27 protein-coding genes are annotated in these 25,433 nt (G+C 72.6%); 14 read left to right on the top strand and 13 right to left on the bottom strand.

Features of this window, described 5'->3' with window-relative positions:
* The first annotated feature begins 102 nt into the window (after positions 1-102).
* The 3 genes from P3T35_RS21405 to P3T35_RS21395 all read left to right on the top strand — a co-directional run bounded on the left by P3T35_RS21405 (position 103) and on the right by P3T35_RS21395 (position 2,294).
* The gene (locus P3T35_RS21405) at positions 103-597 is read left to right on the top strand and encodes a universal stress protein (RefSeq protein ID WP_180356330.1); all 495 of its coding nucleotides are present in this window, start codon (positions 103-105) and stop codon (positions 595-597) included.
* A gap of 192 nt (positions 598-789) precedes the next feature.
* Positions 790-1,554, top strand: a complete 765-nt coding sequence (locus P3T35_RS21400; protein WP_101379050.1) for a VOC family protein — start codon at positions 790-792, stop codon at positions 1,552-1,554.
* Positions 1,555-1,655: 101 nt separating this feature from the next.
* A complete protein-coding gene (locus P3T35_RS21395; protein ID WP_143676735.1) occupies positions 1,656-2,294 on the top strand; it encodes a hypothetical protein in 639 nt (212 codons plus the stop codon).
* Between the two features lie 22 nt (positions 2,295-2,316).
* Here P3T35_RS21395 and P3T35_RS21390 read toward each other — a convergent pair whose 3' ends face one another.
* Genes P3T35_RS21390 through P3T35_RS21380 form a run of 3 tightly spaced genes read right to left on the bottom strand, consistent with a single transcriptional unit; the run spans position 2,317 to position 5,054 of the window.
* A complete protein-coding gene (locus P3T35_RS21390; protein ID WP_218976633.1) occupies positions 2,317-2,796 on the bottom strand; it encodes a MarR family transcriptional regulator in 480 nt (159 codons plus the stop codon).
* A 5-nt stretch (positions 2,797-2,801) separates the two neighbouring features.
* On the bottom strand, positions 2,802-3,452 hold the full coding sequence (locus P3T35_RS21385; protein ID WP_101379048.1) for an NAD(P)H-binding protein: 651 nt from the start codon (positions 3,450-3,452) through the stop codon (positions 2,802-2,804).
* Positions 3,453-3,509: 57 nt separating this feature from the next.
* A complete protein-coding gene (locus tag P3T35_RS21380) occupies positions 3,510-5,054 on the bottom strand; it encodes an ATP-dependent DNA ligase (RefSeq protein WP_101379047.1) in 1,545 nt (514 codons plus the stop codon).
* A 97-nt stretch (positions 5,055-5,151) separates the two neighbouring features.
* On the opposite strand from P3T35_RS21380, the gene argJ reads away from it, so the two are divergent.
* Both argJ and P3T35_RS21370 read left to right on the top strand, forming a co-directional pair.
* Positions 5,152-6,306, top strand: a complete 1,155-nt coding sequence (argJ, locus tag P3T35_RS21375; RefSeq protein WP_101379046.1) for a bifunctional glutamate N-acetyltransferase/amino-acid acetyltransferase ArgJ — start codon at positions 5,152-5,154, stop codon at positions 6,304-6,306.
* Positions 6,307-6,334: 28 nt separating this feature from the next.
* Positions 6,335-6,550 carry a DUF2277 family protein gene (locus P3T35_RS21370; protein WP_101379045.1) on the top strand — a complete coding sequence of 72 codons (216 nt, stop codon included), beginning with the start codon at positions 6,335-6,337 and terminating at the stop codon, positions 6,548-6,550.
* Positions 6,551-6,695: 145 nt separating this feature from the next.
* Here P3T35_RS21370 and P3T35_RS21365 read toward each other — a convergent pair whose 3' ends face one another.
* The 5 genes from P3T35_RS21365 to P3T35_RS21345 all read right to left on the bottom strand — a co-directional run bounded on the left by P3T35_RS21365 (position 6,696) and on the right by P3T35_RS21345 (position 9,656).
* A complete protein-coding gene (locus P3T35_RS21365; RefSeq protein WP_101379044.1) occupies positions 6,696-7,289 on the bottom strand; it encodes a TIGR03086 family metal-binding protein in 594 nt (197 codons plus the stop codon).
* 46 nt (positions 7,290-7,335) lie between these two features.
* A complete protein-coding gene (locus tag P3T35_RS21360; RefSeq protein ID WP_280707289.1) occupies positions 7,336-7,617 on the bottom strand; it encodes a DUF6158 family protein in 282 nt (93 codons plus the stop codon).
* An 86-nt stretch (positions 7,618-7,703) separates the two neighbouring features.
* A complete protein-coding gene (locus P3T35_RS21355; RefSeq protein WP_101379043.1) occupies positions 7,704-8,198 on the bottom strand; it encodes a hemerythrin domain-containing protein in 495 nt (164 codons plus the stop codon).
* Positions 8,199-8,325: 127 nt separating this feature from the next.
* Positions 8,326-8,550 (bottom strand): DUF3040 domain-containing protein, encoded by a 225-nt coding sequence (locus tag P3T35_RS21350; RefSeq protein WP_101379042.1) that lies wholly within the window; start codon positions 8,548-8,550, stop codon positions 8,326-8,328.
* Between the two features lie 38 nt (positions 8,551-8,588).
* Positions 8,589-9,656, bottom strand: coding sequence for an ATP-dependent DNA ligase (locus P3T35_RS21345; protein WP_101379041.1), 1,068 nt, complete (start codon positions 9,654-9,656; stop codon positions 8,589-8,591).
* A gap of 58 nt (positions 9,657-9,714) precedes the next feature.
* Between P3T35_RS21345 and ligD the strand changes: the two genes are divergently transcribed.
* On the top strand, positions 9,715-10,722 hold the full coding sequence (ligD, locus tag P3T35_RS21340) for a non-homologous end-joining DNA ligase (RefSeq protein WP_180356329.1): 1,008 nt from the start codon (positions 9,715-9,717) through the stop codon (positions 10,720-10,722).
* A 5-nt stretch (positions 10,723-10,727) separates the two neighbouring features.
* Here the strand turns inward: ligD and lnt are convergent, their stop codons facing one another.
* Positions 10,728-12,278 carry an apolipoprotein N-acyltransferase gene (lnt, locus tag P3T35_RS21335; RefSeq protein WP_101379039.1) on the bottom strand — a complete coding sequence of 517 codons (1,551 nt, stop codon included), beginning with the start codon at positions 12,276-12,278 and terminating at the stop codon, positions 10,728-10,730.
* Between the two features lie 185 nt (positions 12,279-12,463).
* On the opposite strand from lnt, the gene P3T35_RS21330 reads away from it, so the two are divergent.
* Complete coding sequence (locus tag P3T35_RS21330; RefSeq protein WP_101379038.1) at positions 12,464-12,979, top strand: histidine kinase; 516 nt, start codon at positions 12,464-12,466, stop codon at positions 12,977-12,979.
* A gap of 24 nt (positions 12,980-13,003) precedes the next feature.
* Here P3T35_RS21330 and P3T35_RS21325 read toward each other — a convergent pair whose 3' ends face one another.
* Positions 13,004-13,738 carry a response regulator transcription factor gene (locus P3T35_RS21325; protein ID WP_180356328.1) on the bottom strand — a complete coding sequence of 245 codons (735 nt, stop codon included), beginning with the start codon at positions 13,736-13,738 and terminating at the stop codon, positions 13,004-13,006.
* A gap of 813 nt (positions 13,739-14,551) precedes the next feature.
* Between P3T35_RS21325 and P3T35_RS21320 the strand changes: the two genes are divergently transcribed.
* From P3T35_RS21320 to P3T35_RS21310, 3 genes are all read left to right on the top strand, one after another.
* Positions 14,552-17,305: a non-ribosomal peptide synthetase gene (locus P3T35_RS21320; RefSeq protein WP_101379036.1), complete on the top strand. Its 2,754-nt coding sequence runs from the start codon at positions 14,552-14,554 to the stop codon at positions 17,303-17,305.
* A 65-nt stretch (positions 17,306-17,370) separates the two neighbouring features.
* Positions 17,371-18,294: an NAD(P)-dependent oxidoreductase gene (locus P3T35_RS21315; protein WP_101379035.1), complete on the top strand. Its 924-nt coding sequence runs from the start codon at positions 17,371-17,373 to the stop codon at positions 18,292-18,294.
* A 109-nt stretch (positions 18,295-18,403) separates the two neighbouring features.
* The gene (locus tag P3T35_RS21310; protein ID WP_101379034.1) at positions 18,404-18,805 is read left to right on the top strand and encodes a nuclear transport factor 2 family protein; all 402 of its coding nucleotides are present in this window, start codon (positions 18,404-18,406) and stop codon (positions 18,803-18,805) included.
* A gap of 45 nt (positions 18,806-18,850) precedes the next feature.
* On the opposite strand, the gene P3T35_RS21305 is transcribed toward P3T35_RS21310, so the two are convergent.
* Entirely contained in the window at positions 18,851-19,252 is a 402-nt protein-coding gene (locus P3T35_RS21305) for a helix-turn-helix domain-containing protein (RefSeq protein WP_101379033.1), read from the bottom strand.
* A gap of 93 nt (positions 19,253-19,345) precedes the next feature.
* On the opposite strand from P3T35_RS21305, the gene P3T35_RS21300 reads away from it, so the two are divergent.
* The 3 genes from P3T35_RS21300 (at position 19,346) to P3T35_RS21290 (ending at position 21,419) form a co-directional block, all read left to right on the top strand.
* Positions 19,346-19,819, top strand: coding sequence for a luciferase family protein (locus tag P3T35_RS21300; RefSeq protein WP_101379032.1), 474 nt, complete (start codon positions 19,346-19,348; stop codon positions 19,817-19,819).
* Between the two features lie 72 nt (positions 19,820-19,891).
* Positions 19,892-20,929 carry a methyltransferase gene (locus P3T35_RS21295; RefSeq protein WP_101379031.1) on the top strand — a complete coding sequence of 346 codons (1,038 nt, stop codon included), beginning with the start codon at positions 19,892-19,894 and terminating at the stop codon, positions 20,927-20,929.
* Between the two features lie 139 nt (positions 20,930-21,068).
* On the top strand, positions 21,069-21,419 hold the full coding sequence (locus P3T35_RS21290; RefSeq protein WP_101379030.1) for a DoxX family protein: 351 nt from the start codon (positions 21,069-21,071) through the stop codon (positions 21,417-21,419).
* Between the two features lie 36 nt (positions 21,420-21,455).
* Here P3T35_RS21290 and P3T35_RS21285 read toward each other — a convergent pair whose 3' ends face one another.
* Both P3T35_RS21285 and P3T35_RS21280 read right to left on the bottom strand, forming a co-directional pair.
* Positions 21,456-22,217 (bottom strand): SDR family NAD(P)-dependent oxidoreductase, encoded by a 762-nt coding sequence (locus tag P3T35_RS21285; protein ID WP_101379029.1) that lies wholly within the window; start codon positions 22,215-22,217, stop codon positions 21,456-21,458.
* Between the two features lie 64 nt (positions 22,218-22,281).
* Complete coding sequence (locus P3T35_RS21280; RefSeq protein ID WP_101379028.1) at positions 22,282-23,691, bottom strand: NAD(P)/FAD-dependent oxidoreductase; 1,410 nt, start codon at positions 23,689-23,691, stop codon at positions 22,282-22,284.
* A gap of 429 nt (positions 23,692-24,120) precedes the next feature.
* Between P3T35_RS21280 and P3T35_RS21275 the strand changes: the two genes are divergently transcribed.
* The gene (locus P3T35_RS21275) at positions 24,121-25,335 is read left to right on the top strand and encodes a 4-hydroxybenzoate 3-monooxygenase (protein WP_101379027.1); all 1,215 of its coding nucleotides are present in this window, start codon (positions 24,121-24,123) and stop codon (positions 25,333-25,335) included.
* Positions 25,336-25,433: the final 98 nt, after the last annotated feature.

Raw genomic sequence — 25,433 nt, 5'->3', positions numbered from 1 at the left:
CCGATCGCGTAGCACCCGCGTCAAGAGCCGGTCCGCCGCGGCGGTCGCGGGGATGGAATGGAGGTACCCGAAGGGATCGGGGCCGACAGGAGGCGCGAAGCGATGGCTGGACAGGTCCGAGTGATCGTGGGGGTCGGCAGCTCGCTGAGCGCACTGGCCGCGGTCCGGCGCGCCGTCCGGGAGGCCGAGCAGCGGGACGCCCTGCTGGTGCCGGTCGCGGCCTGGCAGCCGGAGGACGATCCGCTGCGCCCGCTCTCCGAGCTGGAACACGCGGCCCGGCGGCGGCTGGACACCGTCTTCGAGCAGGTCTTCGGCGGCTACCCGAGCGGCCTGCTGCTGCACCCCGAGGTGGTGCGGGCGGAGCCGGGCCAGGCCCTGGTGGCGGCGGCGGACCGGTCGAGCGACCTGCTGGTGGTCGGCGCCGGCCGCCCCGGGCGGGTGAGCGGGCTGCGGCACGGCGGGGTGGCGCGGTACTGCCGCGGCCATGCCGGCTGCCCGGTGCTGGTGGTGCCCGCCACCGACCTGCTCGACGACCCGGCCGGCGACCTGGCGTCGGCCGCGGTCCGCTGCCGGACCGGCTTGGCCTACCAGGTCTGATGCTGCGTCAGAGCCCGTGCCGAATGCGGCGGTACGGGCCCTGGCGCATGGTCTGCCGGGCGGGCGGACGAATTGCGGCGGGTGCCGCGCGCGCCGCCGGGCGTTGTCAGTGCGGCGGGCTAGAGTCCGGAGCCGAACACCGTAGCGGGTCGAGCGCCGGATGTGATCGACCCTCAGCGAGGGAGCGCCACAGTGCAGAACGACGAGCTGGTCACCAACGGCCCCTGCTGGGTCGAGCTGGCCACCACCGACGCGGCGGCCGCCACCGCCTTCTACACCGGCCTGTTCGGCTGGCAGGCCGCGGCCGACCAGCGCCCCGAGGCCGGCGGCTACACCATGCTCACCCAGGTCCAGGGGCCGGTCGCGGCGCTGGTGCCGCAGCACCGGGAGGGCCAACCGCCCGCCTGGACGGTCTCGTTCCTGGTCGAGAACGCCGATGCCACGGCGGCCAGGATCACCGAGGCCGGCGGCAAGGTGCTCGTGCAGCCGATGGACGTCTTCGCGCTGGGGCGGTTCGCGGTGGCCGCCGATCCGTCCGGCGCGGTCTTCGCGCTCTGGCAGGCGGGGGAGTTCGGTGGTTCGGCCGTGCTCAGCAAGCCCAACTCGCTCGGCTGGGTGGAGCTGCACACCAGGGATGTCGCCGCCTGCACGGTGTTCTATCCCGAGGTGTTCGGCTGGAGTTGCAGCCCCGGCGAGCACTACACCCAATGGGGCCTGGCAGGGCGGGACTTCGGCGGTATGGCCCGGATGGACGACAGCTATCCGGCCGAGGTGCCCGCGCACTGGCTGCCGTACTTCGCGGTGGCCGATGTCGACGCTATCGTCAACAAGGCGAGCGGGCACGGCGCCGAGCGCGTGATGGGCCCGACGGACGTGCCGGACGGCCCGCGGATCGCGGTGCTGCGCGACCGGCAGGGGGCGGCCTTCGGGGTGTACCTGGCCGGCACCGAGGGGTGAGGGCCGATACTGACCCGTTCCACGGTGAAAGCCCTTGCGGCGGGGCCCGATACCTGAGCTATCGTCGGGTCATCGGTGCGGTGTCGGAGGGAGGGGTGGCCGTGTGGCCCGACTCCCGTGCGGTCGTCGGCTTTTCGATGCGCGCCGCGCTGCGCGGCTCCCTGGGGCGCGGTCCCGGTCCGCTCTGGCGCAAGCTGGACCGCTCGCGCAGCCGGGCCCAGCTGCTCCTGGTGCTGGGGCTGCTCGGCGCGGTGCTGTTCGGCTGCGGGGTGGCCGGGCACGGGGTGGGCACCGCCGATGTGCAGGCCAGGGCCGAGGCCGCCCGGCTGCACCGGATCGATGCCTCCGTGGTCGGCTCGATCCGCCCCGACGCCACCGCGGTGGCCACCCGCTACCGCACCGGTGAACTGGTCTGGGTGAGTTGGAGCTATCCGGCCGGGCACGCCGTGGTCGCCCGCTTCGAGCTGCCCGGTCCGGCCGCGGCGGGCGACGCACTGCCGATCTGGGTCACCGACGACGGCGCGATCGCCGATGCCCCGCGCGGCACCGGCACCATGGTGCTGCTCGCCCTGGGGACCGGCGCGGCGGCCTGGTTGGCTCTCACCGCAGCCGTGCTGACGATCCATCTGCTGCACCGCCGAATGCTGCGCCACCGCACCGACCGGTTCTGGGCGACCGGCTGGGAGGCCGTCGAGCCGCACTGGTCGGGTCGGCTGCGTGGTCGCCCGGATCGCAGCTAGCCGCCGAGCGCCAGGTCAACCGTCAACGCAGCGGCGGCAGTTCTTCGCGCAGTCGCCGGCCCAGCAGGTCGAGCGCCGTGACCATGGCGGCGGACTGCTCCGGTGCCAGGGTGCGGCGCAGCAGGCGGTCGGTCTCCCGGGTGTGGGCGGCGGCGGCCGTGCGCAGCGTCCGCTCGCCCTGCTCGGTGAGGAAGACCAGCTGCACCCGGCGGTCCTCGGGTGACGGCTCCCGCACCACCAGACCGGCCTCCACCATCCGGTCGACCAGCCGGGTGGCGCCGCCGCTGGTCAGCACCAGACGACCGGAGAGCCGGCTGATCGGAGCGCCCTGCGGATGGGCGGAGAGGATCAGCAGCACCTCGAACATCGAGTGGCTGATCCCGGCGGCCTGCTGGATCGCCGCGCCGAGCAGCCGCTCCAGCAGTGCCGAGGTGTGGAGCAGCACGCCGACCGCCTGTATCCGCGGATCGTCGACCGGCGCCTGCTCGTGGTGCTCTGTCACACGGATCAGTATCCGCAGGCGAAGCGCCGGCCCAGGTGGCGGGGGTGCTCGATCTCGTCGACGGCGGCGACCGCGTAGTCCTCGGCGCTGATCCGGCTGCTGCCGTCCGCGCCGATGACCAGCTCATCCAGCTCGGTGCGGTAGTCGCCGGTGCGGTCGCCGGGCTCGATCTGGCCGGCGGGGCTGAGGTTGGTCCAGGTCACGTCGGTGACGGTGCGGTAGTAGTCCAGCGCGTCGCCGTGGGCGTGCATGATCTGCAGCAGCCACTCGGGCAGGCCCTCGGCGTCCCAGACCTGCTTGCCGTCGGGCGTGCGCAGCGAGCCGGCGCCGCCGACCGCGATCAGCCGCGGGGCCGCCGTGCCGAGCGTGCGCAGTCCGGCGACCAGCGCCTTGGCGGCGGGCTCGATGGTGGCCAGGTGGCCCGGGCCGTCGCCGCCACCGACCGCGCTGACCAGTACGTCCTGCCCGGCGGCTGCCTTGGCGACCGAGGCCGGGTCGAGCACGTCACCGGTGGTCACGGTGAGGTTCGGGTGCTGCTCGGTCACCTTGGCCGGGTCGCGCACCACGGCGGTCACCTGGTGGCCGCGGTTCAGCGCCTCACGGACGATGCGGCTTCCGATGGTGCCGTTGGCACCGAAGACGGCGATCTTGGGCATGGTGGGGATCTCCTCTGCTGATACGGACTGTTACCTGACTCAACAGTACCTGACTCATCAGGTATTTCCCGAAAGAAGCTCGCGGACCGAAGCCACCGTGTCCGCGTCGGCGGCCGACTTGTCCTCCCGGTACCGCAGCACCCGGGCGAACCGCAGCGTGACGCCCGCCGGGTAGCGGGTGGAGCGCTGCACGCCGTCGAAGGCGATCTCCACCACCAGCTCCGGTCGCACCCGGACGCCCCAGGCCGGCCGCTCCACCGCCAGCTCCTGCAACCGCTCGGTCTGCCAGTCGAGCAGTGCGTCGGTCAGACCCTTGAAGGTCTTGCCCAGCATCGCGAACGAGCCGTCCGGCTGCCGGGCGCCCAGGTGCAGATTGGACAACCATCCCGCGCGCCGACCGTGCCCCCATTCGGCGGCCAGCACCACCAGGTCAAGGGTGTGCACCGGCTTGACCTTCAGCCAGGCGGTGCCCCGCCGACCCGCCGTGTACGGCGCGTCCAGCGCCTTGAGCACCACGCCCTCCTGGCCACGGGCCAGCGCCGCGGCCGTGAAGGCCTCGGCCGCCGCGCGCTGCTCCGGCTCGGCGGGATCGGTCACCGTGAGTCGCCGCACCAGCAGCGGTTCGGGTACCAGGCGGGCCAGCTCGGCGTGCCGCTCGGCGGTGGGCAGCTCCAGCAGGTCGCGGTCGTCCAGGGCGAGCAGGTCGAAGAAGACCGGAGTCAGCGGCAGTGCCTCGCTGGCCCCGGGCACGTCCAGCCGCGAGCCGACCCGGCCGGCCGTCTGCTGGAACGGTCGCACCCGCCCGGCCGCGTCCAGGGCGATCACCTCGCCGTCCAGCACCACTCGGGCCACCGGCAACTCCCGGGCCGCCGCCGCCACTTCGGGCAGTCGCCCGGTGATCTCGTCCAAGGTCCGGGTGAAGATCCGTACGCTCGGGCCGTCGCGGTGCACCTGGATCCGGATGCCGTCCAGCTTCTCGTCCACCACGCACCGGCCGAGCCGATCCAGCGCCTCCGCCACCGTGCGGGCGGTGTGCGCGAGCATCGGCAGCACCGGTCGGCCCACCGTCAGACGGAACCGCGCCAGTGCCGCCGGTCCGTCCGCCAGCAGCCGCTCGGCCACCTCGCCCAGGCTGCCGGCCAGCATCACCGCCCGGCGGACCTCGATCGCCGGCGCGCCGGTCGCCGCCGCGAGTGCGTCCACCGCCGCCGCGTCCAGCGCGCCCTGGCGGACCTCGCCGCCGATCAACCGGATCAGGAACTCCTGCTCCTCGGCGGTGGCCGCGGCCAGCAGCCGGCCGACCAGCTCGCGCCGCCTGGCCTGGGCCCCGGCCCCGCGCACCGCGCCCAGTTCGGTGAGCGCGGCGTCCACCTGCCCGACGGTCAGCGAGGGCGCCGCGGCCGGCGGCACCGGTTCGGCGAAGCTGCTCCAGCCGACGCCGATCCGCCGCTGGGGCAGTCGCCCGGCCAGGTAGGTGATCACCACGGGGGCCTCGGCCGGTTCGGTCGCCCGGAACAGCTCGGCCAGCAGCGCGGTCTTGCGCGAGCGCGCCGAGGTGGCGGCGACTTCGCGCGAGGTGCGGGCGAGCTCGGCCAGCAGCATGACCTCATGCTCGCCCGGTCATCGCACTGGCGCGACCCGTCCTTGTTGATAGAGTATGCATTTGTCGGAATGACTATTCATCAGGGGTGGAGCTTTCATGGACCAGCCGCTGCCGCGGGGCTTTCTCGCCCACACGGCCAACATGGGCCTCAAGGACGTGGCCGACGACTTCGCCGTGGTGGTCTCGGCGGTGCCCGCAGCCTCCGCGGCCGTCTTCACCAAGTCGCGGTTCGCCGGGCCGAGCGTGCTGCTCAGCCGGGCCGACGCGGCCCGCCAGGACGCCCGGGGCATGGTGGTGATCTCGCGCAACGCCAATGTGGCCACCGGCAAGGAGGGTGCCGCGCACGCCGAAGAAGTGCGGCGGCTGGTCGCCGAGCGGGTCGGGGTGGCGCCGGAGCAACTGGTGATCGGCTCCACCGGGGTGATCGGACGCCCCTACCCGATGGAGTCGATCCGGGCCGGCATCGCCGCGCTGCCGCAGCCGCTGCCGCCCGCCGACTTCCAGGCCGCGGCCGCCGCCATCATGACCACCGACACCCACCCCAAGTCGATCCGACTGACCTGCGGCGACGCGGTGCTGGTCGGCATCGCCAAGGGCGTCGGGATGATCGAGCCCAATATGGCCACCTTGCTGACCTTCTTCTTCACCGATGCCGAGATCGCCCCCGCCGAGCTGGACGCCGTCTTCCGCCGCGTCATGGACACCACCTTCAACGCGCTCAGCATCGACACCGACACCTCCACCAGCGACACCGCCGCCGTCTTCGTCAACGGCCTGGCCGGACCGGTGGACCTCGCGGAGTTCGAGCGGGTGCTCCACCAGGCCGCCCTGGCGCTGGTCCGCGACATCGCCTCGGACGGTGAGGGCGCCGGCAAGCTGATCGAGGTGCGGGTCACCGGCGCCCGGGACGCCGCGCAGGCCAAGCGGGTCGGCAAGTCGGTGGTCAACTCCCCGCTGGTGAAGACCTCGGTGCACGGCGCCGACCCCAACTGGGGCCGGGTCGCGATGGCGATCGGCAAGCTCGACGACGACCCCGACCTGGACCCGGCCCGGACCACCATCCACTACGGCGACCTGGAGATGTTCCCCACCGAGCCCGACGACGCGCAACTGGCCGCCGCCCGCGCCTACCTGGGCAATGACGAGGTGGTGATCGGCATCGACCTGGGCCTCGCGGACGCCGCCTTCACCGTCTACGGCTGCGACCTCACCGCCGGTTATGTGGAGCTGAACTCCGGCTACACCACGTGATGTCGGTGCCCGGTGCCAGACTGAAAGCATGTGCCGAAGCATCAAGACCCTGCGCCCTCCCGTGATGCCCGAGGTCACCGAGGAGGACATCCACGCCGCCGCCCTGCAGTACGTCCGCAAGGTGTCCGGGTTCCGCGCGCCGGCCGCGCACAACCGGCTGGTCTTCGAGCAGGCGGTGGCCGCGATCGCGGCGGCCACCGCCGAGCTGCTGGCCGGCCTGGAGGTGCGCGGCGCCCACAGCTGACCGGGGCGCGAAACGCCTGAGGCGCCGGTGCGTGACACCGACGCCCGTGGCGCCGGTGTCAGCGCCCGCGGAGGGGCGTCGGCTCAGCCGTGGAGTCGCGGGCGTGGGCTCAGCCGGTGGACCGGACCTGAGGACGGGCGTCGGCTCAGCCGGTGACCTCCGGGTCGAGGGACGCCAGGGGTGCGGGGTGCCGTCCGCACAGGCCGAGCAGCCAGGCCTGCGGATCACCGGCCGCGGGCGGCCGCGCGCCGCTCTCGCGCAGTGCGAACTCCACCAACTCCGGGGCCAGATGCGGATCCTGGCAGGTGGCATGCGCCAAGTCCCAGGTGTGCACGGTCAGTTCAGTGATCAGCCGGGCGCAGTACGCCACCGCGGGCCGTTCCCCGTCGGCCGTCCGCACGGTGCGGGCCAGCGCCTGCGGGGCGGCGAGGGCGGTGCGCGCGGCCTCGGCGGCCCGCACCCAGTCGGCGGCCGCCGTCGCGGTGGGGTCGGGGGGCTCCGACACGGCCGACCGCTCGGCCGACAGATCCGGACCGGCGCCGGCGAGCAGCGCGGGCACCCGGGCCTGCTCGGCGGTCAGCGTGCCGACCAGCCGGCCCACCGACCAGCCGTGGTACGGCGTGGGCGCCGCCCACTGGTTGCGGGCCACCCCCGCCACCCGGCGGCCGAACGAGGCCGTCGCCTCGTCGTAGAGCCGCAGCACCTCGGCGGCGGAGTGCGGAGCGCGGTCATCGGTCATCGGCGGTCCTCGGGTTCTCGGGTCGGGGTCAGCTCGGCGGTCGGGGTCAGCTCGGGGTCGCCTCGATCCGGGCGGCGGTCTCCCGGGCCCGGGCACCGGAGCGGGTCCGGGACGCGGTCACCATCCGGACCGGGAACCGCCGCAGGTACTCGGCCTCCAGCTCGGTGGTGCGCTCGGTGTGCCGGCGCAGCGCATCGTCCGAGCCGTACAGGAAGGTCTCGTGCCGAGTGCGGTGCAGCTGCTCCAGCTCGTGCAGCAGGCGCTCGGTGGACAAGGCGCTCGCGGCGACGCCCTCGACGGCGCCGTTCGGGGTGGCGGTCAATCGCATGGCGGGTGCCTCCGCTGCTGTCGGACTCGGTGCTGTGGCCTTGATGCCGTCTGACCAGGTCGGTCGTCTGACGAAGTCGCCCCCCGCTATCCCGGTGCCCCCTGGGCGGCGCCGGAAACCGGTCCCGGCGGGTGGCGTGGCGCGGTCTCCCGCACTGCCAGCAGCCGCAGGCCGATCTCCTGGAGGTCCTTGCGGCGCAGTGCGGCGCGCAGCTGCGGGAACCAGTCCCGCTCCTCGCGCTCCATCTGCTGCACCGCGGCGCTCAGCAGCGCCGCCATGCCGCTCTCGAAGCCGGGGTCGGCGGGGTCGCGCTGGGCGACCTCCTCGCAGAGCCGGTCGATCGCCCGGTGGTCCTGGAAGCCCTGCAGCGCGGGATGGGACGGATCGTCCAGCAGCGCGGCCACCATCGGGTGGAGCACCTCGTCCACCAGGTAGGAGTGGATGGTGAGGTCGTGCACGATGTGCTGGGCCAGATCGGTGCGGACCGCCGGGTCGCCGGACTCCGCCGCACGGTACGCCTTGAACAGCCGCAGCAGCTCCTTGTGCTCCTGCTTCAGCAGCACGATCGCGTCGGTGGACATCCGCCTTCACCTCTCGGCCCCGCGTAGCCCCTGACTCGATGGTGCCAAACCGGCCGGTCCGGCGGGCGGCTCGTGGCGGCCGATCGAGTGGTTCGCGGGACGCATCGCAGGCCTCTACCGGGCATCGCTAGGGCAGCGGGATCCGGCCGCGCAGCACCTCGCGCCAGAGCCGGCGCAGCCGGGTCGCGGCCCCCTGGTCCAGATCCTGGCCGGCCGCCAGCGCGGCGGCCTCGGCGACCCGCTCACGGCTGCGCCGCCACTGGTCGAACCGTCGGGCCAGCACCGGATCCTCCGCGGTCAGCCGGGCCTCGATCCGCCGGCTCGCGCGTGCTTCCTGGCGTGAGAGGATCATCGTCCTCACCTGCTGTCCTTTCGGGGTGGCCCCCGGTGTCAGCGTCCGTCGTGCAGGAGCTCGGCCAGGTCGTAGCCGACCGGCTCCTCCAGCTGGCTGTAGTCGCAGCTGCGCGGGGCCCGGTCCGGCCGCCACCGCTGGAAGCGCGTGGTGTGGCGGAACCGCGTCCCTTCCATGTGATCGTACGCGACCTCGCAGACCCGCTCAGGGCGGAGCGCGATCCATTGCGCATCCTTGGCACCGCTCCACCGGCTCGGCGCGCCGGGCAGCCGGCCGGTCTGGTGGGCGCTCTCGTCGGTCCAGGCCGCCCACGGATGGCCGCTCGGGTCGTCCAGTCGCAGCGCGGCCAGCTCCTCGGCGAGCTCCCGGCGCCGGGCCGCCGTGAACGAGGCGCAGACGCCGACGTGCTGCAGTACCCCCGCCGCGTCGTAGAGCCCGAGCAGCAGCGAGCCGACGCCCTGGCCGTCCTTGTGCTCGCGGTAGCCGGCCACCACGCAGTCGGCGGTCCGGCCGTGCTTGATCTTGAACATCGAGCGCACCCCGGGCCGGTAGGGCTGGTCCAGCGGCTTGGCGACGATGCCGTCCAGCCCGGCCCCCTCGAACCTGGTGAACCAGACCTCGGCCAGCTCCCGGTCGGTGGTGGCCGGGGCCAGCCGCACCCACGGCCCGGCCTGCGCCAGCGCCCCGGTCAGCGCGGTGCGGCGGGCCGCCAGCGGCTGGTCGAGCAGCGCCGTGTCGTCCAGCGCCAGCAGGTCGAAGGCGATGAAGCTCGCCGGGCGCTCGGCGGCCAGCTTGCGCACCCGGGACGCCGCCGGATGGATCCGCTCCTGCAACTCCTCGAAGTGCAGCCGCCCGTCGTGGGCCAGCACGATCTCGCCGTCCAGCACGCAGCGCGGCGGCAGCTCGGCCCGGAAGGCGTCCAGCAGCTCCGGGAAGTACCGGGCCAGCGACTTGCCGGTGCGGCTGGCCACCTCCACCTCGTCACCGTCCCGGAACACGATCGCCCGGAAGCCGTCCCACTTGGCCTCGTAGTGCATGCCCTCGGGGATGGCGGTGACCGCCTTGGCCAGCATCGGCTCGACGGGCGGCAGCACGGGAAGGTCCATACCCGTGATGGTGCGTCACGCCCGCGCGGTGCGCAGCGCGGCGGCCTAGCGTGGGTGTATGGCGGAATCGGTGGAACTGGAAGCCGGGGGGCGACTGGTCAAGCTGTCCAATCCGGGCAAGGTGTACTACCCCGGCCCCGGCTACACCAAGTTGGACGTCGCGCGCTACTACCAGGCGGTGGCCCCGGCGGTGCTGCGCGGGCTGCGCGACCGGCCCACCACGCTGCAGCGGTTCCCGGACGGCGTCGACGGCGAGTTCTTCTACCAGAAGCGAGCGCCCAAGAACACGCCCGAATGGCTGCCCACCGCGCACATCTCCTTCCCCAGCGGCCGCTCCGCCGACGAGATCTGCCCCACCGAACCCGCCGCCGTGCTCTGGGCCGCCAACCTCGGCTGCCTCACCTTCCACCCCTGGCCGGTCCGCCGCGGCGACACCGACCGCCCCGACGAACTGCGCCTGGACCTCGACCCGCAGCCCGGCACCGACTTCGCCGACGCGGTGCGCGCCGCCCACCAGCTGCGCGAGGTGCTCGACCGGCACGGGCTGCGCGGCTGGCCCAAGACCTCCGGCGGGCGCGGCCTGCACGTGTACGTGCCGATCCGACCCGAGTGGACCTTCGCCGAGGTGCGGCGCTGCGCCATCGCGCTGGGCCGGTCGCTGGAGCGGCGGATGCCCGAACGGGTGACCACCGCCTGGTGGAAGGAGGAGCGCGGCGAGAAGGTCTTCGTCGACTACAACCAGATGGCCCGGGACCGGACCATCGCCTCCGCCTACTCGCTGCGGGCCCGCCCCGAGGCGACCGTCTCCACGCCGCTGCACTGGACGGAGCTGGACGAGGTGGCACCGCGCGACTTCACGCTGGGCACGGTGCCCGCCCGGCTGGCCGAGGTGGGCGACCCGCACGCCGAGCTGGACGAGCACGCCTTCGGCCTGGAGGCGGTGCTCGACCTGGCGGACCGCCAGGAACACGAGGAGGGGCTCGGCGAGATGCCCTACCCGCCCGACCACCCCAAGGCGCCGGGCGAACCGACCCGGGTGCAGCCGAGCCGGGCGAAGAAGGACTGATTCTGTTACCGGGCGGGGCTCGGGGCCTCCTCGGACACCGTGGCGGAGCGGTCGGCCCTGGGCCGGGCGCGGGCCCGGTACAGGCCGGTCGCGGCGGCGGCCGCCGTCACCGCCAGCGCGGTCCACGGCACCACATCGCCCACCCGGTCGTACCAGGTGCGGTACGTCGCGGCGGGCAGCGCCAGGTGCACGGTGAGTGCGCCGCGGCCGCCGGTGTCCATCCGGGCCAGCTGCCGGCCCTGGGCGTCGAACGCCACCGAGTCGCCGGTCAGCGCCGCCTGCACCGCCGGGCGGCCGGTCTCGGCGGCCCGTACGGCGGCCAGCGCGGCGTGCTGCGCCGGGGCCCAGGTGTCCTGGAAGGTGCTGGTGGCCGACTGGTAGATCAGCAGCTGGGCGCCCTGCAGCGCGGCGGTGCGGGACAGGTCCGGGAAGGCCGACTCGAAGCAGATCAGCACCCCGGCGGGCAGCGGGGTGCCGCTGCGGTCCACCGGCTGGAAGAGGTGGAACGAGTGGCCGGGGGTGCGGTTCTGGTCGGCGGCCTTGCTGATCTTGGTGAGCCAGCCGAGCCCGCCCCGGAACGGGATGTACTCGCCGAACGGCACCAGCCGCATCTTGGCGTACCGGTCCTGGATGCCGTTCGGGTCGATCAGCACGGCGTCCTTGGAGATGTGGCCGTCCGCCTTCCGGGCGTCCTCGTTGACCAGCAGGTCGCTGCCGGTGACGGCCGACAGCGCCCGTAGCTGGGCCAGCGTGACGGAGTCCCGGGACAGGTCGCTGGTGATGCTGGACTCGCCCCAGACCACCAGATCGGGGCGGTCCGCCAGGTCGCGGGTGATCGCGCCGGCGGCGTCCAGCCGGACGGTGCCGTCGGGGGTCTGGCCCGGCTGGACCAGCACCACGGTGGCGGTGCGGGCGGTGACCGGGGCCGGGTTCAGCGCGAACGCCACCGGGCCGGCGGCCAGCAGCAGCGCGCCCGCCGCCAGGGCGCAGGCCCGCAGCACCGTGCGGTCGGCGAGCACGGCGATCAGCACCGCCGTGTTGACCGCCACCACCGCCGCGCTGACCAGCCAGATCCCGCCGAGCGAGGCCAGCGCCAGCTGGGTGGGACGGCGCCACTGGGTCGCGCCGAGCAGCGCCCAGGGGCCGCCGAGCGCCTGCCAGGAGCGGGCGAACTCGGTGACCACCCAGACCGACGGCACCACCAGCAGTGCCGCCAGCGAGCGCCGCACCGTCAGCGGGGGCCGCAGCAGGCACCAGACCGCCAGGCCCACCGCCCCCTGCAGTGCCCCGAAGAGCACCGCGATCAGCAGCAGTCCCGGACCGATGCTCGGGATCAGCCAGTACATCGCCGCCAGCACGAACCCGGCGCCGAACCACCAGCCCCGCACCACCGCCTCCCGGGCCCGCGGCGCCCGCTGCATCAGCAGCAGCCCGGGCACCAGCGCGATCCAGGCGAACCACTCCTGGTCCGGGGCGGGGAACGCCAGCACCGGCAGCATGCCCGCGCCCAGCGAGCCGTAGCGGACGGGATGGGCGAGCGCGGCACGCAGCGACATGCGCTGATTGTCCGCTTGCGGGCCGCACCGCACCATGACGCGAACCGAATCGGTGCTCACGTGTCGGGTGGGGCGTGAGTGGTCCTTGGTGCTCACATGTCGGATAGTGCCTCGCCTGGCGCGGTGTCAGGCGGTCGTCGTACCGTTCCGTGAGGAACCCTCGCAAAACGGACGAAGGACGCGCCATGGCCGAGCCGACCCACGTCATGCTCTTCATCACCTTCACTGACCAGGCCGAGGCCACCGCCGCGTTCGGCGAGGCGAAGGAGCTGCCCGGGGCGCACCAGGCCGCCGTGCTGACCCGCTCGGCGGAGGGGCTGCTGGACACGCCCGAGAGCTGGGTGAAGGGCGCGGGCGGGCCGACCGTGGCCACCGGCCTGGTCGGCGGGTTGCTGGGCCTGTTCGGCGGTCCGATCGGGGTGCTGCTCGGCTGGACGGCCGGCACCTTCATCGGCGGCGCGGCCGAGCTGAGGCGGTTCCACGAGGGCGCGGAAGGCCTGCTGGTCTACAGCAAGGATCTGGTCGAGGGCAGTGCCCTGCTGATCGTCGAACTGCGCGAGCACGACCCGGCCGCCGCCGACCAGCTCGCCGCGCGCCACGGCGGGCGGCTGCTGCGCCGCCCGGCCGAGGAGGTCGAGGCCGAGGTGCGGGCCGCGGAGCGCGCGGCCGAGCACGCTGCGGACGGTGACGCGGACTCCTGACGATCTGTCAGGCCGCTGTGGCGCTCAGGCCCCGGACTGCCGGCTGCGGGTGCAGGCAGGCCCGAGCCGGAAGCCGACGCCGCGCACGGTGGTGATCCACTCGTTGGCACCGAGCTTGCCGCGCAGGCTGCTGACGTGGGTGTCGACGGTGCGGGGCGACCACGAGTCGCCCCAGACCTGCTGCATGAGCCGCTTGCGGGGCACCACGCTGTCGGGGTTGGAGGCGAGCACGTAGAGGAGGTCGAACTCCTTGCGGGTCACGTCGATCGGCCTACCGGCCAGGCTCACCTGGCGGGCAGCGGCGTCGATCCGCAGCGGTCCGTGCAGGATGACGTCGGCGGGCCTGGGGCGCGGCCTGGCGCGGCGCATGACCGCCTCCATCCGGGCCATCAACTCGCGGAAACCGTACGGCTTGACGAGGTAGTCGTCGGCGCCGGCCTGCAGGCCGAGGACCCGGTCGATTTCGTCGCCCCGGGCGGTGATGGCGATAATCGGTGTGTCGCAGGTCAGTCGGATCGCCTGGCAGACCTCCAGCCCGTCCAAATCGGGCAGATCGAGATCGATCAGCACCATGTCCGCGTCCTGGTAGCGCTGCAGGGCGGCGCCACCGGTTTCCGCGTCCGCCACCGAGTGGCCATGTCGGCGCAGTCCCAGAATAAGGGACTCCGCCGAGCGGATATTGCTGTCGACCACCAGGATCCGCCAGCTCTCGCGGGTGGCGAACGCCGGCACGGCAGGGCCGCGGGACGGTGCCTCCACGGTATTCCATTCGCGGTGCGTGAGCTGATTCACAGTCCCCCCGAGGGCATAGTTCACCAGCCATTCATTGAAACCCGGCCAACCAACCGGTGCGGTGAGTCTAGCCACTGGCACCTGGGAGTCAAAGGGCCTGCCCCGCACGGTTTCCCGGCAGTTGAACGAGGGTTCGAGCGGCCCTGGACAAGCGATTTGGGATTTGTCAGCTGCTGCCGGCGCCGAGGGGAATCCGGCGGCGCCGGCCAATACTGCGTCAAATGGCCGGGAACACCGATGTCAGTTGGTTGCGGAAAAGCTCCCGAGGTGCCGCAAAGGGCTCGTACGGCCACCTCGCGGACCTTGTGAAGAAACAATGTCGTCCGTGTGGTCCGCTGCGGCAGGCCGACCTGCCGCAGTCCCCGCGACGTGCGCATTCCCGTAGGAAAGAGCTTGCCCGGGCTGCCCGGGTGGGGTGTGCTGGGTCCGCAGTCGCACACCCGCCGGTTTTCGGCGTGCCGAAGTCCTGCCCCAGCGCTGTTTGACACGGCTCTGACGTGGCGTTGACGGACATCTGATCCGGCTGCGGCGATTTGAGAAACCTGACCCAGCCCTGAACCGGCGGCGCTTGCTCCGTGCCCCGGCCGCGATGAGGGTTGGAGCAGCGCCCGGTGCGAGCGACACCGCCCCCGGGATCACGCTCCCCAGCACAGCCCGACCACCGCGCAGCCACACCCAGACCACCGCCGGCCGAGCAGCCACGCCGCGCGGTGTGGATCCGGGCGCCCCGACCAGCCCGGTCCGTGCACTTCGTCGCGAACCAGAAGAGAGGGCAACGACATGTCCCTGGCCGCTTCCGCGCCCAGCAGCATCGCCCACCTGCTGCTGCGAGCCGCCGGGCAGCACCCCGAGTCCGGCCTGCACTATCCCGAGAACTCGGCGGCGGCGCGCGACCGGCCGCCGCAGTCCTACCCCGAACTGCTCACCGGGGCCCGCACCGTGCTGGGGGGCCTGCGCGAACGCGGCCTGCGGCCGCGGGACAAGGTGGTCCTGCTGCTGGAGCAGCCCGAGGAGTTCCTTGCCGCGTTCTGGGCCTGTGTGCTCGGCGGACTGGTCCCGGTGCCGATGGCCGCGCTCGGCGGGGACCCGGAGCGCTGGGCCGCCCAACTGCAGCACGTCAGCACCCTGTTGGACGGGCCGCTGCTGGTCACCGACCGCAAACTGAAGGCCGAACTGCCGCAGGTGGCAGGCCTGGTGGTGGCCGAGCTGGACGAACTCACCGGCGCCGAGCCCGCCGTGGAGCTGCACGAGGCCGCGCCCGAGGACCCCGCGATGCTGGTGCTCACCTCCGGCTCCACCGGCAACTCCAAGGCCGTCATCCTGACCCACGCCAACCTGCTGGCCTCGATGGCCGGCAAGAACGGCTACCACCGACTGGCCTGTGCCGACGTCTCGTTGAACTGGGTCTCGTTCGACCACGTGGCCGCGCTGCTGGAGTGCCACCTACTGCCGCTGTACGCCGGCGCCAGCCAGGTGCACGTGAGGGCGGCCACCGTGCTCGGGGATCCGCTGGAGTTCCTGCGGCTCGTCTCGGCGCTCGGCGTCACCATGACCTTCACCCCCAACTTCCTGCTGGGGCTGCTCAATCCGCTCGCCGACCGGCTTACCGAGCGAGGGCCGGTGGACCTGTCCAGGCTGCGGCACATCATCAGCGGGGGCGAGGCCGTGGTGCGCACCACCGGTGAGACCTTCCTGGAGCGCTTCGCGGCCCACGGACTGCGGCCCACCGCGCTCTGGCCCGCCTTCGGCATGACCGAGACCTGCGCCGGCAGCATCTACTCCCGGGACTTCCCAACCGCCGACCAGGGACAGGAGTTCGCCAACCTGGGCCTGCCGGTCGAGGGCCTGAGGATCCGGGTGGCCGACCAGGACGACCGCGAGCTCGGCGAGGGCGAGACCGGCGAACTCCAGCTGGCCGGCGCCATGATCACGCCCGGCTACTACAACAACGAGGTCGCCACCAAGGAGGCGTTCACCGCCGACGGCTGGTTCCGCAGCGGCGACCTGGGCCGGATCGACGAGGGCCGGCTCACCCTGGTCGGACGCAGCAAGGACAGCATCATCGTCAACGGCGTCAACTACTTCAGCCATGACATCGAAACCGTACTTGGGCAGTTGGACGACGTCGCCGGCTCCTATGTGGCCGCCTTCCCGACCCGCGCGCCGGGCAGCGACACCGAGCAACTGGTGATCGCCTTCCACCCGAGGACCGCCGACGGCGACGAGACCGGCCGCTACCGGGTGCTCTCCGCGGTGCGCTCCGGCGTGGTGGCGCACTGGGGCTTCAGGCCCGCGCTGCTGCTGCCGCTGCCCGAGGACGCGTTCCCCAAGACCAGCCTCGGCAAGATCCAACGCTCGCTGATGCGCAAGCGGTTGGAGGCCGGCGCCTACACCGAGGTGATCGAGGCCACCGCGGAGATGGTGCTGCGCCGGCTCGGCGGCTACCACGCACCCGAGGGCGAGACCGAACGGATCCTGGCCGAGATCTACGCCGAGATGTTCGAACTGGCCCCGGAGATGGTCAGCGCCACCGCCAACTTCTTCGACCTGGGCGGGACTTCACTGGACATCCTGCGGCTGCGCAACCTGGTGGCCCGCCGGCTGGGCGCCGACGACCTGCAGGTCATCACGGTGCTCACCGCGCCCACCGTGCGGGCGCTGGCCGCCCGGCTCGGCGAGGGGGACACGGCACGCCCCTACGACCCGCTGGTGCCGATGCAGGAGTCGGGCGACAAGACGCCGCTGTTCTGCGTGCACCCGGGCGTCGGCGAGGTGCTGGTCTTCGTCAACCTTGCCAAGTACTTCGTCGGCGACCGCCCGTTCTACGCGCTGCGGGCCCGCGGTTTCAACCCGGGGGAGCGGCCGTTCGAGAGCTTCGCGGAGATGGTCGACAGCTATGTGACGGCGATCCGGGCCAAGCAGCCGCACGGCCCCTACGCGGTGGCCGGCTACTCCTACGGCGCGGCGGTCGCCTTCGAGATCGCCAAGGTGCTGGAGAGCCAGGGCGAGCGGGTCGACTTCGTCGGGAGCTTCAACCTGCCGCCGCACATCAAGTACCGCATGGACGAACTGGACTTCGTGGAGACCGCCGCCAACCTGGCGTTCTTCCTGGCGCTGATCGACAAGCGGCAGTCCCTGGAGCTGCCCGGCGAACTGCGCCACCTCTCCAAGGAGAAGCAGTCGGCCCGCCTCCTGGAGCTCGCACCGCCCGCCCGACTGGCCGAACTCGACCTCACCGTTGAGAAGTTCACCGCCTGGGCCGAGCTCGCCGACGGCCTCACCGACCTGGGGCGCGGCTACGCTCCCGGCGGGTCGGTGCGCGCGATGTCGGTCTTCTACGCGATCCCGCTGCGCGGCACCAAGGAGGACTGGCTGAACAACGAGTTGAGCCGGTGGCAGGAACACACCCGGGAGGGCGTCCGGTTCATCGACGTGCCCGGCGAGCACTACACCCTGATGGGCCCGCAGCATGTGGCGGCCTTCCAGTCCATCCTGCGTGCCGAGTTGGACCGCGCGCTCGGCGAGGGCGACTGACCGGCACCGCGACTCCCCGACCCCCGACCCACGACCCCCGACCGAAGTTCAAGGAGAGACAGTACGTGGACGGCAAGAAGATCCTGGTCACCGGAGCGACCGGGCAGGTCGCCGGGCCGGTGGCGAAGGCACTGGCCGAGCACAACGAGGTGTGGGCACTGGGCCGGTTCGGCACCCCGGGCTCGGAGGACGAGCTCAACCGGCACGGCATCACCACCTTCCGGTGGGACATGGACGACACCGCGCCCGGCAGCCTCAAGGGCCTGCCGGAGGACTTCACCCATGTGATCCACTCGGCCGTGCGGCGCGGCGAGGACGGCGACTTCAACACCGCCATCGAGGTCAACACGGTCGCAGCCGGCAGGCTGATGACGCACTGCCGCACCGCCGAGGCGTTCCTCTACGTCTCCACCGGCGCCCTGTACGCGCGCCAGACCCTGGACCACGCCTACCGCGAGGACGACCCGGTGGACGGCGTCGCCGACTGGCTGCCGGTCTACCCGGTGGCCAAGCTCGCCACCGAGGGCGCGGTGCGGGCCTTCGCCCAGACCCTCGGCCTGCCGACCGTCATCGCCCGGCTCAACATCGCCTACGGGCCCGGCGGTTACGGCGGTGTGCCGATGATCTACTTCAAGCGGATGCTGGCCGGCGAGCCGATCCCGGTCCCGATCGAGGGGCAGAACTGGTGCTCGCTGCTCCACACCGACGACCTGATCGAGCAGGTTCCGCTGCTCTGGCAGGCCGCCGGCGTCCCGGCCGTGCTCACCAACTGGGGCGGCGACGAGCCGGTCGGCATCACCGACATGCTGCTCTACCTGGAGGAGATCACCGGGGTCGAGGCCGAGTTGGTGCCGAGCGAAGTGACCCGGGAGACCTACCAGTTCGACCCGACGCTGCGCCGCCGGCTGACCGGCCCGTGCAAGGTCGACTGGCGCGAGGGCATCCGGCGCACCGTCGAGCTGATGTACCCCGAACACCTCAAGCACTGAACACCTGACGCACTGGACACCTGACGCACTGGACACCTCAAGCACGGAACACCTCAAGCACGGAACACCTCAAGCACGGAACACCTCGGCACTGAAGGGAGATCACCTCATGCGCTACACCGACAACCTGGAACTGATCCGGGCCGCCTATCAGGCCTTCCACGATCGCGACGTGACGGCACTGCTCGGGACCATGGCCGAGGACATGGAGTGGGTCCACCCGGAGAGCATGAGCAGGTACGGCCTGGGCGGCACCAAGGCCGGGCACGACGGCGTGCGGGCCTTCCTGGCCAAGGTGCCCACGGTGCTGGGCGGCATGAAGCTGCACCCGACGGAGTTCGTGCAGTCCGGCGACCGCGTGGTGGTCTTCGGCGTGCGCGATGTCACCTCGCTCTCCGGGCACACCGAGGAGCTGGAGTTCGTCCACTCCTGGACGCTGCGCGATGGGTTGGCCGTGCGGATGGAGGACATCTTCGACACCGTCGCGTTTCAACGGGTGATGGAGAGCTGACGGTACGTCATGGTGGGCGACGTGTCGTCAACCACCCCGGCCGGCTCACTCGGAGTCGTAGCTGGCCCGCGCGACGCTGATGTACTCGCGGTGCTGCTCCGACCAGTTGATCAGCGAGCCCACCTCCTTGGAGAGGGTCTGGCCGACCGGGGTGAGGCCGTAGTCGACCCGCGGCGGGGTGGTGGGGGTGACGGTCCGGGTGACCAGCCCGTCCCGCTCCAGGCTGCGCAGGGTCAGGGTCAGCATCCGCTGCGAGATGCCGTCGATGGCGCGCCGCAGATCCGAGTAGCGGTGCGGGCCGTTGCCGAGGATCGCCATGATCAGCACGCTCCACTTGTCGCCCACCCGGTCGAGGACCTCGCGCAGTTGGCAGAGCGGCTGATCCGGTCCGACCTGGGAGGGAACATCGATGTGCGTAGCGGAATTCGATGTGCTGTCTTCTGTCACGGCGGAAGCATCGCGCAGAATCAAACCGAGCACAAGAAGTAACCAGCGCAACGGAAGTGCGCTGCCTCGGTGCTGCCGACTAGGAGATCCCCCATGGCTGTCGATCTGTCAGTTCTGCCTGCCCGCAGGGGTGTTCGACCGGCGACCACCGGTCGTGAGATCCCCCACGACCAGCTGGAGGACTTCTCGCCGCCGCAGATCCGTGCCCAGCTGGTCGTTCGGGCGCAGGCACTGCCAGGGGTGTTCACCACCGCGAGCCGGGTCTCCGAGCCGTCCTCGCTGGCCTTCCGGCTGCACCAGCAGCAGCGCGACTTCGAGGCCTTCCTGCACCCCTCGGTGGACGAGTTCGGACATGTGCACCGGTCCGGATTCCTGCACCTGACCGTGCCCAGGGACGCGCTGGCCGCGCTGGAGCGGCTGGGCTGGACCGAGCCGCACCCGATCACCCGGCGGGCGGAGTTCCCGGACACCATCGTGATGTTCTACGCACCGCGCGACGAGGAGGAGTTGGAGGTTGCAGCCGCCGTGCTGCAGGCCTCCTACGAGCAGGCGGTCCGGCAGCGGTAGGCGCTGGACCGACCTACACCCGTCCGTCGGTCGCACATCGGTCGAACGCCCAGCTGAACTGAGAGGCCCACCATGGGAACCCCAGCAGAATCCGCGCCGTCCACACCCCAGCCGTTCGACCAGATGCTCGGCATCGTGGCCAACTACTGGGTTTCCCGGGCGGTCTACGCCGGTACCGCGCTCGGCCTGCCGGACCTGGTCGCCGCCGGCCCGAAGACCGCCGCCGAACTCGCCGAACTGACCGGCAGCGAGCCACGGTCGCTGTCCCGGCTGCTGCGGGCGCTGACCGGTGTCGGCCTGTTCCGCACCGACGAGCAGGGCCGCTACGCCACCACCCCCCTCGGCGACACCGTGCGCTCCGATGTGCCCGGTTCGTTGGGCTCGCTGGTGCAGCTGGAACTCGGCGACGCCCACCACGCGGCCTGGGGACGGCTGGTGGACTCCGTCCGCCTCGGCGAGCCAGGCTTCGACAAGGCGGTGGGATGCGACATCTGGCAGCACTTCGAGGCCGCCCCGGAACTCAATGCCCACCTCGGCCGGGCGATGACCGGCGGGACCGCGATGGTGGCCGATGCCGTGCTGGCGGCCTACGACTTCGCGCCGTTCGGCAGCATCGTCGACGTCGGCGGCGGCGAGGGCGCTTTCCTCGCCGCGATCCTGACCGCCCACCCGGGCGCCCGGGGGACCGTGCTCGACCTGCCGGGCGCGGTCGCCAACGGCCGCCCCAAGGTCGAGGCGGCGGGCCTGGCGGACCGGCTGGAGCTGGTCGCCGGCAGCTTCTTCGAGAAGGTCCCCGGGGGCGCCGACCTCTACACCATGAAGTGGGTGCTGCACGACTGGGACGACCAGGCGTGCATCGAGATCCTGAAGACCACCCGTCGGGCGATGCCCGAGGGCGCCAGGCTGCTGGTGGTCGATACGGTGGTGCCCGACGGCGACGACTTCTCACTCAGCAAGATCCTCGACCTCAACATGATGGTGCTCAGCGGCGGTCAGGAGCGCACCGCCGAGGAGTTCCGCGCTTTGCTGGCGGCGGCCGGCTTCACCCTCACCCGGATCGTGTCGACCGCGTCGCCGAGCAGCGTGGTCGAGGCCGTCCCGGCTCCCTGAACCGCCTGCCCCCGCCTGCCCCCGCCTGCCCCCGGCTGCGGGCCCGCAGCCTCCCGAACCGCCCGTCCCCGACCGCCGGCCCACTCCTCCCGAACCGCCCGTCCCCGGGCCGGCTGCCCAACACCCTGATGGAGAAACCGTGTTCATCGCATACATCGTCGTGGCGATCCTGCTCACCCTGGTCCTGGCCGGCTCGGGACGCGCCAAGCTGGTCCGTGACCCGAAAATCATGGAGGGCATGACCAAGGTCGGCGTGCCGGAGAGCTGGCTGCCGCGGCTGGCCGCGCTGGAATTCGCCGGGGCGATCGGGCTGATCGCCGGCATCTGGGTGCGCGCGCTGGGCGTCGCGGCCGCCGTCGGCGTGGTGCTGTACTTCATCGGGGCGGTGGCCACCCACCTGCGCGCCAAGGACGGCAAGGGGGCCCCGGTCCCGGGCGCGCTGGCACTGCTGGCCGTGGCCGCCACCGTCCTCGGCCTCGCCACCCTCTGACAACGGCCTTGTGCCGGCGGCCGGTTGCCCTGGAGGTCAGCGGGCCAGATACCCGCCGTCCACGGGCAGCACCGTGCCGGTGATGAACGAGGCCGCGTCCGAGGCCAGGAACGCGATCGCCCGCGCCACCTCCGCCGGCTCACCGAGCCGTCCGAGCGGATGGGCGCGGGCCATCCCGTCCAGGTACTCCGACCCGCCCGGCTCGTCCTTGAGCGCCCGCACCCGCTCGGTGACGATGGTGCCGGGCGCCACCGCGTTCACCCGGATGCCGCGGTGCGCCCACTCGACGGCCAGGTGCATGGTCAGCCCGGAGGCGACGAACTTGGCCGGGCCGTAGGCGGCTTGGCGCGCCTGCCCGGCCAGCCCGGAGATCGACGAGAGGCAGACGATCGAGCCGCCGCCGTTGGCCTGCATCACCTCGATCGCGTACTTGCAGGTGAGGAACATGCCCTTGCCGTCGACCGCCATCACCCGGTCCCACTCCTCCGGGCTGGTCTCCAGCACGTCGGACAGCGGGAGCACGCCGGCGTTGGCCACCGCGACATCCAGCCGGCCGTTGCGCTCCACGGCCGTCGCCACCATCCGCCGGACGTCCTGAGGCTCCGTCACATCGCCCACCACGCACAGCACATCGTGGTGCTCGGCGGCAAGCCGGGCCAGCCCCACCGCGTCCACATCGGCGGCGACCACCCGGGCCCCGAGCCGAGCCATCAAGGTGGCCGTCGCCCGCCCGATCCCGCTCGCCGCACCGGTCACCAGACAGGACTTGCCCGTCAGGTCCACCAGAGTCTCCGCCATACCGCCGACTCCTTCCTTGGCATCGCGCTGCCGTCCCATGGTCCCGCCGACCGGAGGCGGTCGGTCACAGGCGCGCCAGAGCGCTGCGGGCGGCGTGGTGGCCGCACATGCCGTGGGCTCCAGGGCCGGGCGGGGTGGCGGCCGAGCAGAGGTAGTGGCCGGGCAGGCCGGTGGCGTACGGGTCGACGCCCAAGCGGGGCCCGAAGAGCAGCTGCCGCGGGTTCTTGGCGCCGGTGAGGATGTCGCCGCCCACGTAGTTCGGGTTGTCGGTGGGGAAGGCGGTGGTGGGGCGTACCGCGGTGCCGAGCACGCGCTCCCGGAAGCCGGGGGCGAACCGCTCGATCTGCGCGATGATCGCCGCCGTGGCATCGCCGGTGTAGCCGTGCGGGACATGGGCGTACGTCCAGACCGGATGGACGTCGCCCACCGAGCGCCCCGGGTCGGCCAGATACTGCTGGCCGACCAGCACGAACGGCCGTTCGGGCATCCGGTCGGCGCTGATCTCCCGTTCGGTGGCAGCCAGTTCGGCGTAATCGCCGCCCAGGTGCACGGTGCCCGCCCGTCGTGCGGCCGGTGCCGTCCAGGGGACGCCGCCCTCGACCGCGAAATCGACCTTGAAGGCGCCCGGCCCGTGCCGGAAGCGCTGGTAGGCCCTGGCCGTCCGCCGGGGCAGCCGGTCGCCCAGGATCTCGGCCACCGCGCCCGGCGCCAAGTCGTACATGGTGACGGCCACGGGCGGGAGGGCAGCGGCGGAGCGCACCCGGATGCCGGTCTCGACGGTGCCGCCGAGCTCCGCGAGGACGGCCGCGAGCGCCCGGGTGATGGCCTGCGAGCCCCCCGCCGCGACGGCCCAGCCGTGCCGGTGCCCGGCGGTCAGGATGCCGAGGCCGATGCTCGCGCTCAGCGGGTGGTGCAGCGGCTGGAAGGCATGGGCGGCGACACCGCCGAACAGCGCCCGGGCCTCGGCCGTGCGGAACAGCCGGGTCGGCACGGCGGCCGGGAGCAGCGCGGGCAGCCCGAACCGGGCGAGCCGCAGTGGGTGGCGGGGAAGCCGCAGCAGCGGGCCCATGACGTCACCGGCCAGCTGGTCCCAGCCTGCGGCGGGGCCCGCGAACAGCCGCCGCCAGCGCGCCCCGTCCGCGCCCAGCCCGGCCGCTGTGGCGGTGACCGAGCGGTACAGCACCCCGGCCGTGCCGCCGTCCAGCGGGTGGGCGCAGTCGACCTCCGGGAGCCGCCACTCCAGGCCGTGGCGGTCGAGGCCCAGGACGCGCAGGAACGGTGAGCCGACGGCCATCGGATGGACGGCGGAGCAGTGGTCGTGCAGCAGGCCGGGCAGGATCGCCTCGCCGCTGCGGGTGCCGCCGCCGATCTCCGCGGCGGCCTCCAGCACGGTGACCCGCAGGCCCTGCTGGGCCAGGGTGACCGCGGCGGCCAGCCCGTTCGGGCCGGCGCCCACCACGATCGCGTCAGTCATGGGTGGCCAGCCCTCCTCGCACGCACCGGTGGTCACTTCCACGGTACGGAAGCGCCGGGCGGGCTGCCGCCCCAGGTCGCTGGGGGATCACCATGGATGCCGCGTCGCCGCGGAGCCGGCCGCGCACGAGGAGCAGCTGATCCGGGGCCTGGCCGAGCCGCTGACCGGGTCGCTCGCCCGGTTCGGCCCGCCGAGGCGGCTCGGCCGCCGTCCGGCGATCGCTGCCAAGCCTGAGCCGCCCGATGGTCTCGTTCTTCGAGGGCCTGGCCGCCCCCCAGGCGAGCCATGGCGGCCGAGCGGGGGCCGTATGACCTGCCGCGACGGGTCACCCCGCGCGTGCCGGCGGTGCTGCCGGAGCCGGCAGACGCGGCCGACTGATGGGTAGTCAACTACGCTGGGCAGCTCTGGGCCTACCTGAACGGGGTGACCATGCTGCTGCGGACCAGGGTGGCGATCGTCGGTGCCGGACCGGCCGGTCTGGTGCTGGCGAACGTGCTGCAACAGGCCGGGATCGACTGCCTGGTGGTGGAGCGGCGCAGTCGCGCCCATGTGGAGAACCGGGCCCGGGCCGGGCTGATCGAGCACCGCACGGTGGAGTTCCTGCGCGCCCACGGGCTGGCCGACCGTCTGCTGGCCGAGGGCGTGGCGCACGGCAGTTGCGAGTTCCGCCACGGCGGCGGGCGGTTCTCCGTCCCGTACCGGGAGTTGGCCGGCGGTCGGGTCCACCACGTCTACCCGCAGCAGTTCCTGGTCCGCGATCTGATCGAGGCCTATCTCGCGGGCGGCGGCACCCTGCTCTTCTCCCACCCGGCCGTGGCGCTGGCCGAGTTGGACGCCTCGGACGGCGAGCGGGCCGTGCTGCGGTGCGAGGCGCCGGGCTCCGAACCGGTAGTGATCGAATGCGACTTCATCGCGGGCTGCGACGGCTTCTACGGCACCGCTCGCCCCGCCGTGCCCGAGGGCCGGCTGCGCGCCAGCACCAAGCAGCACGAGTTCGGCTGGCTGGCGGTGCTGGCCGAAACCCCGCCGGCCACCGGCGAGATCATCTACGCCCTGCACCGGGACGGTTTCGCGGGCCACATGCTGCGCACCTCGTCGGTGTCCCGCTTCTATCTGCAGTGCCCGGTCGGGGATCAGCCGGAGAACTGGTCGGACGACCGGATCTGGTCGGCCCTGCACCACCGACTGGGCCTGTCCGAGGCCGAGTTGAGGACCGGCCCGATCATCGAGAAGACCGTGCTGGAGATGCGCAGCTTCGTGGCCGAGCCGATGCGGTACGGCCGGCTCTTCCTGGTCGGCGACGCCGCGCACATCATCACCCCGGCGGGCGGCAAGGGGATGAACCTGGCCATCGCCGACGCCGCCGAGCTGGCCGACCGGCTGCTGGCCCACTACCGCGGCGGCAACTCCGGTGTGCTGGACGGATATTCGGCCGCGCGCCTGCCGGACATCTGGCGGGCCCAGGAGTTCTCGCACTGGCTGCTGCACCTGCTGCACAGCCCGGCGGCGGCGGGCCAGGAGGACTTCGCGTTCCTGCACCGCCTGCAACTCTCCCGGCTGGACCAGCTGCGGGATTCGGCGGCGTTCGCGGCGAGCTTCGCGGACAGTTACGCGGGCCCGCCCGCGCGCGAACCGGTGCGCTGACGGGCCGTTGCTCGCTGGTGCGTTGGCGGGCCGTTGCGCGAGGGCGCGTTGGCGGGCGGTTGCTCGCTGGTGCGTTGGCGGGCGGTTGCGCGAGGGCG

Origin of the sequence: Kitasatospora sp. GP30 (assembly GCF_029892145.1) — a bacterium.
GTDB lineage: Bacteria > Actinomycetota > Actinomycetes > Streptomycetales > Streptomycetaceae > Kitasatospora > Kitasatospora acidiphila.
The sequence above is the reverse complement of the archived record's forward strand: the minus strand, read 5'-3'. Positions and strand labels throughout refer to the sequence as shown.

What these genes read in the sequence shown, in the direction of transcription:
- argJ (WP_101379046.1), top strand. Translation starts at nt 5,152, where the DNA reads ATGGACCAGCCGCTGCCGCGGGGCTTTCTCGCCCACACGGCCAACATG.
- P3T35_RS21355 (WP_101379043.1), bottom strand. Translation starts at nt 8,198, where the DNA reads ATGTCCACCGACGCGATCGTGCTGCTGAAGCAGGAGCACAAGGAGCTG.
- P3T35_RS21385 (WP_101379048.1), bottom strand. Translation starts at nt 3,452, where the DNA reads ATGCCCAAGATCGCCGTCTTCGGTGCCAACGGCACCATCGGAAGCCGC.
- P3T35_RS21275 (WP_101379027.1), top strand. Translation starts at nt 24,121, where the DNA reads ATGCTGCTGCGGACCAGGGTGGCGATCGTCGGTGCCGGACCGGCCGGT.
- P3T35_RS21310 (WP_101379034.1), top strand. Translation starts at nt 18,404, where the DNA reads ATGCGCTACACCGACAACCTGGAACTGATCCGGGCCGCCTATCAGGCC.
- P3T35_RS21285 (WP_101379029.1), bottom strand. Translation starts at nt 22,217, where the DNA reads ATGGCGGAGACTCTGGTGGACCTGACGGGCAAGTCCTGTCTGGTGACC.
- P3T35_RS21405 (WP_180356330.1), top strand. Translation starts at nt 103, where the DNA reads ATGGCTGGACAGGTCCGAGTGATCGTGGGGGTCGGCAGCTCGCTGAGC.
- P3T35_RS21320 (WP_101379036.1), top strand. Translation starts at nt 14,552, where the DNA reads ATGTCCCTGGCCGCTTCCGCGCCCAGCAGCATCGCCCACCTGCTGCTG.
- lnt (WP_101379039.1), bottom strand. Translation starts at nt 12,278, where the DNA reads ATGTCGCTGCGTGCCGCGCTCGCCCATCCCGTCCGCTACGGCTCGCTG.
- P3T35_RS21380 (WP_101379047.1), bottom strand. Translation starts at nt 5,054, where the DNA reads ATGCTGCTGGCCGAGCTCGCCCGCACCTCGCGCGAAGTCGCCGCCACC.
- P3T35_RS21350 (WP_101379042.1), bottom strand. Translation starts at nt 8,550, where the DNA reads ATGATCCTCTCACGCCAGGAAGCACGCGCGAGCCGGCGGATCGAGGCC.
- P3T35_RS21370 (WP_101379045.1), top strand. Translation starts at nt 6,335, where the DNA reads ATGTGCCGAAGCATCAAGACCCTGCGCCCTCCCGTGATGCCCGAGGTC.
- P3T35_RS21300 (WP_101379032.1), top strand. Translation starts at nt 19,346, where the DNA reads ATGGCTGTCGATCTGTCAGTTCTGCCTGCCCGCAGGGGTGTTCGACCG.
- P3T35_RS21330 (WP_101379038.1), top strand. Translation starts at nt 12,464, where the DNA reads ATGGCCGAGCCGACCCACGTCATGCTCTTCATCACCTTCACTGACCAG.
- P3T35_RS21345 (WP_101379041.1), bottom strand. Translation starts at nt 9,656, where the DNA reads ATGGACCTTCCCGTGCTGCCGCCCGTCGAGCCGATGCTGGCCAAGGCG.
- P3T35_RS21365 (WP_101379044.1), bottom strand. Translation starts at nt 7,289, where the DNA reads ATGACCGATGACCGCGCTCCGCACTCCGCCGCCGAGGTGCTGCGGCTC.
- ligD (WP_180356329.1), top strand. Translation starts at nt 9,715, where the DNA reads ATGGCGGAATCGGTGGAACTGGAAGCCGGGGGGCGACTGGTCAAGCTG.
- P3T35_RS21280 (WP_101379028.1), bottom strand. Translation starts at nt 23,691, where the DNA reads ATGACTGACGCGATCGTGGTGGGCGCCGGCCCGAACGGGCTGGCCGCC.
- P3T35_RS21360 (WP_280707289.1), bottom strand. Translation starts at nt 7,617, where the DNA reads ATGCGATTGACCGCCACCCCGAACGGCGCCGTCGAGGGCGTCGCCGCG.
- P3T35_RS21295 (WP_101379031.1), top strand. Translation starts at nt 19,892, where the DNA reads ATGGGAACCCCAGCAGAATCCGCGCCGTCCACACCCCAGCCGTTCGAC.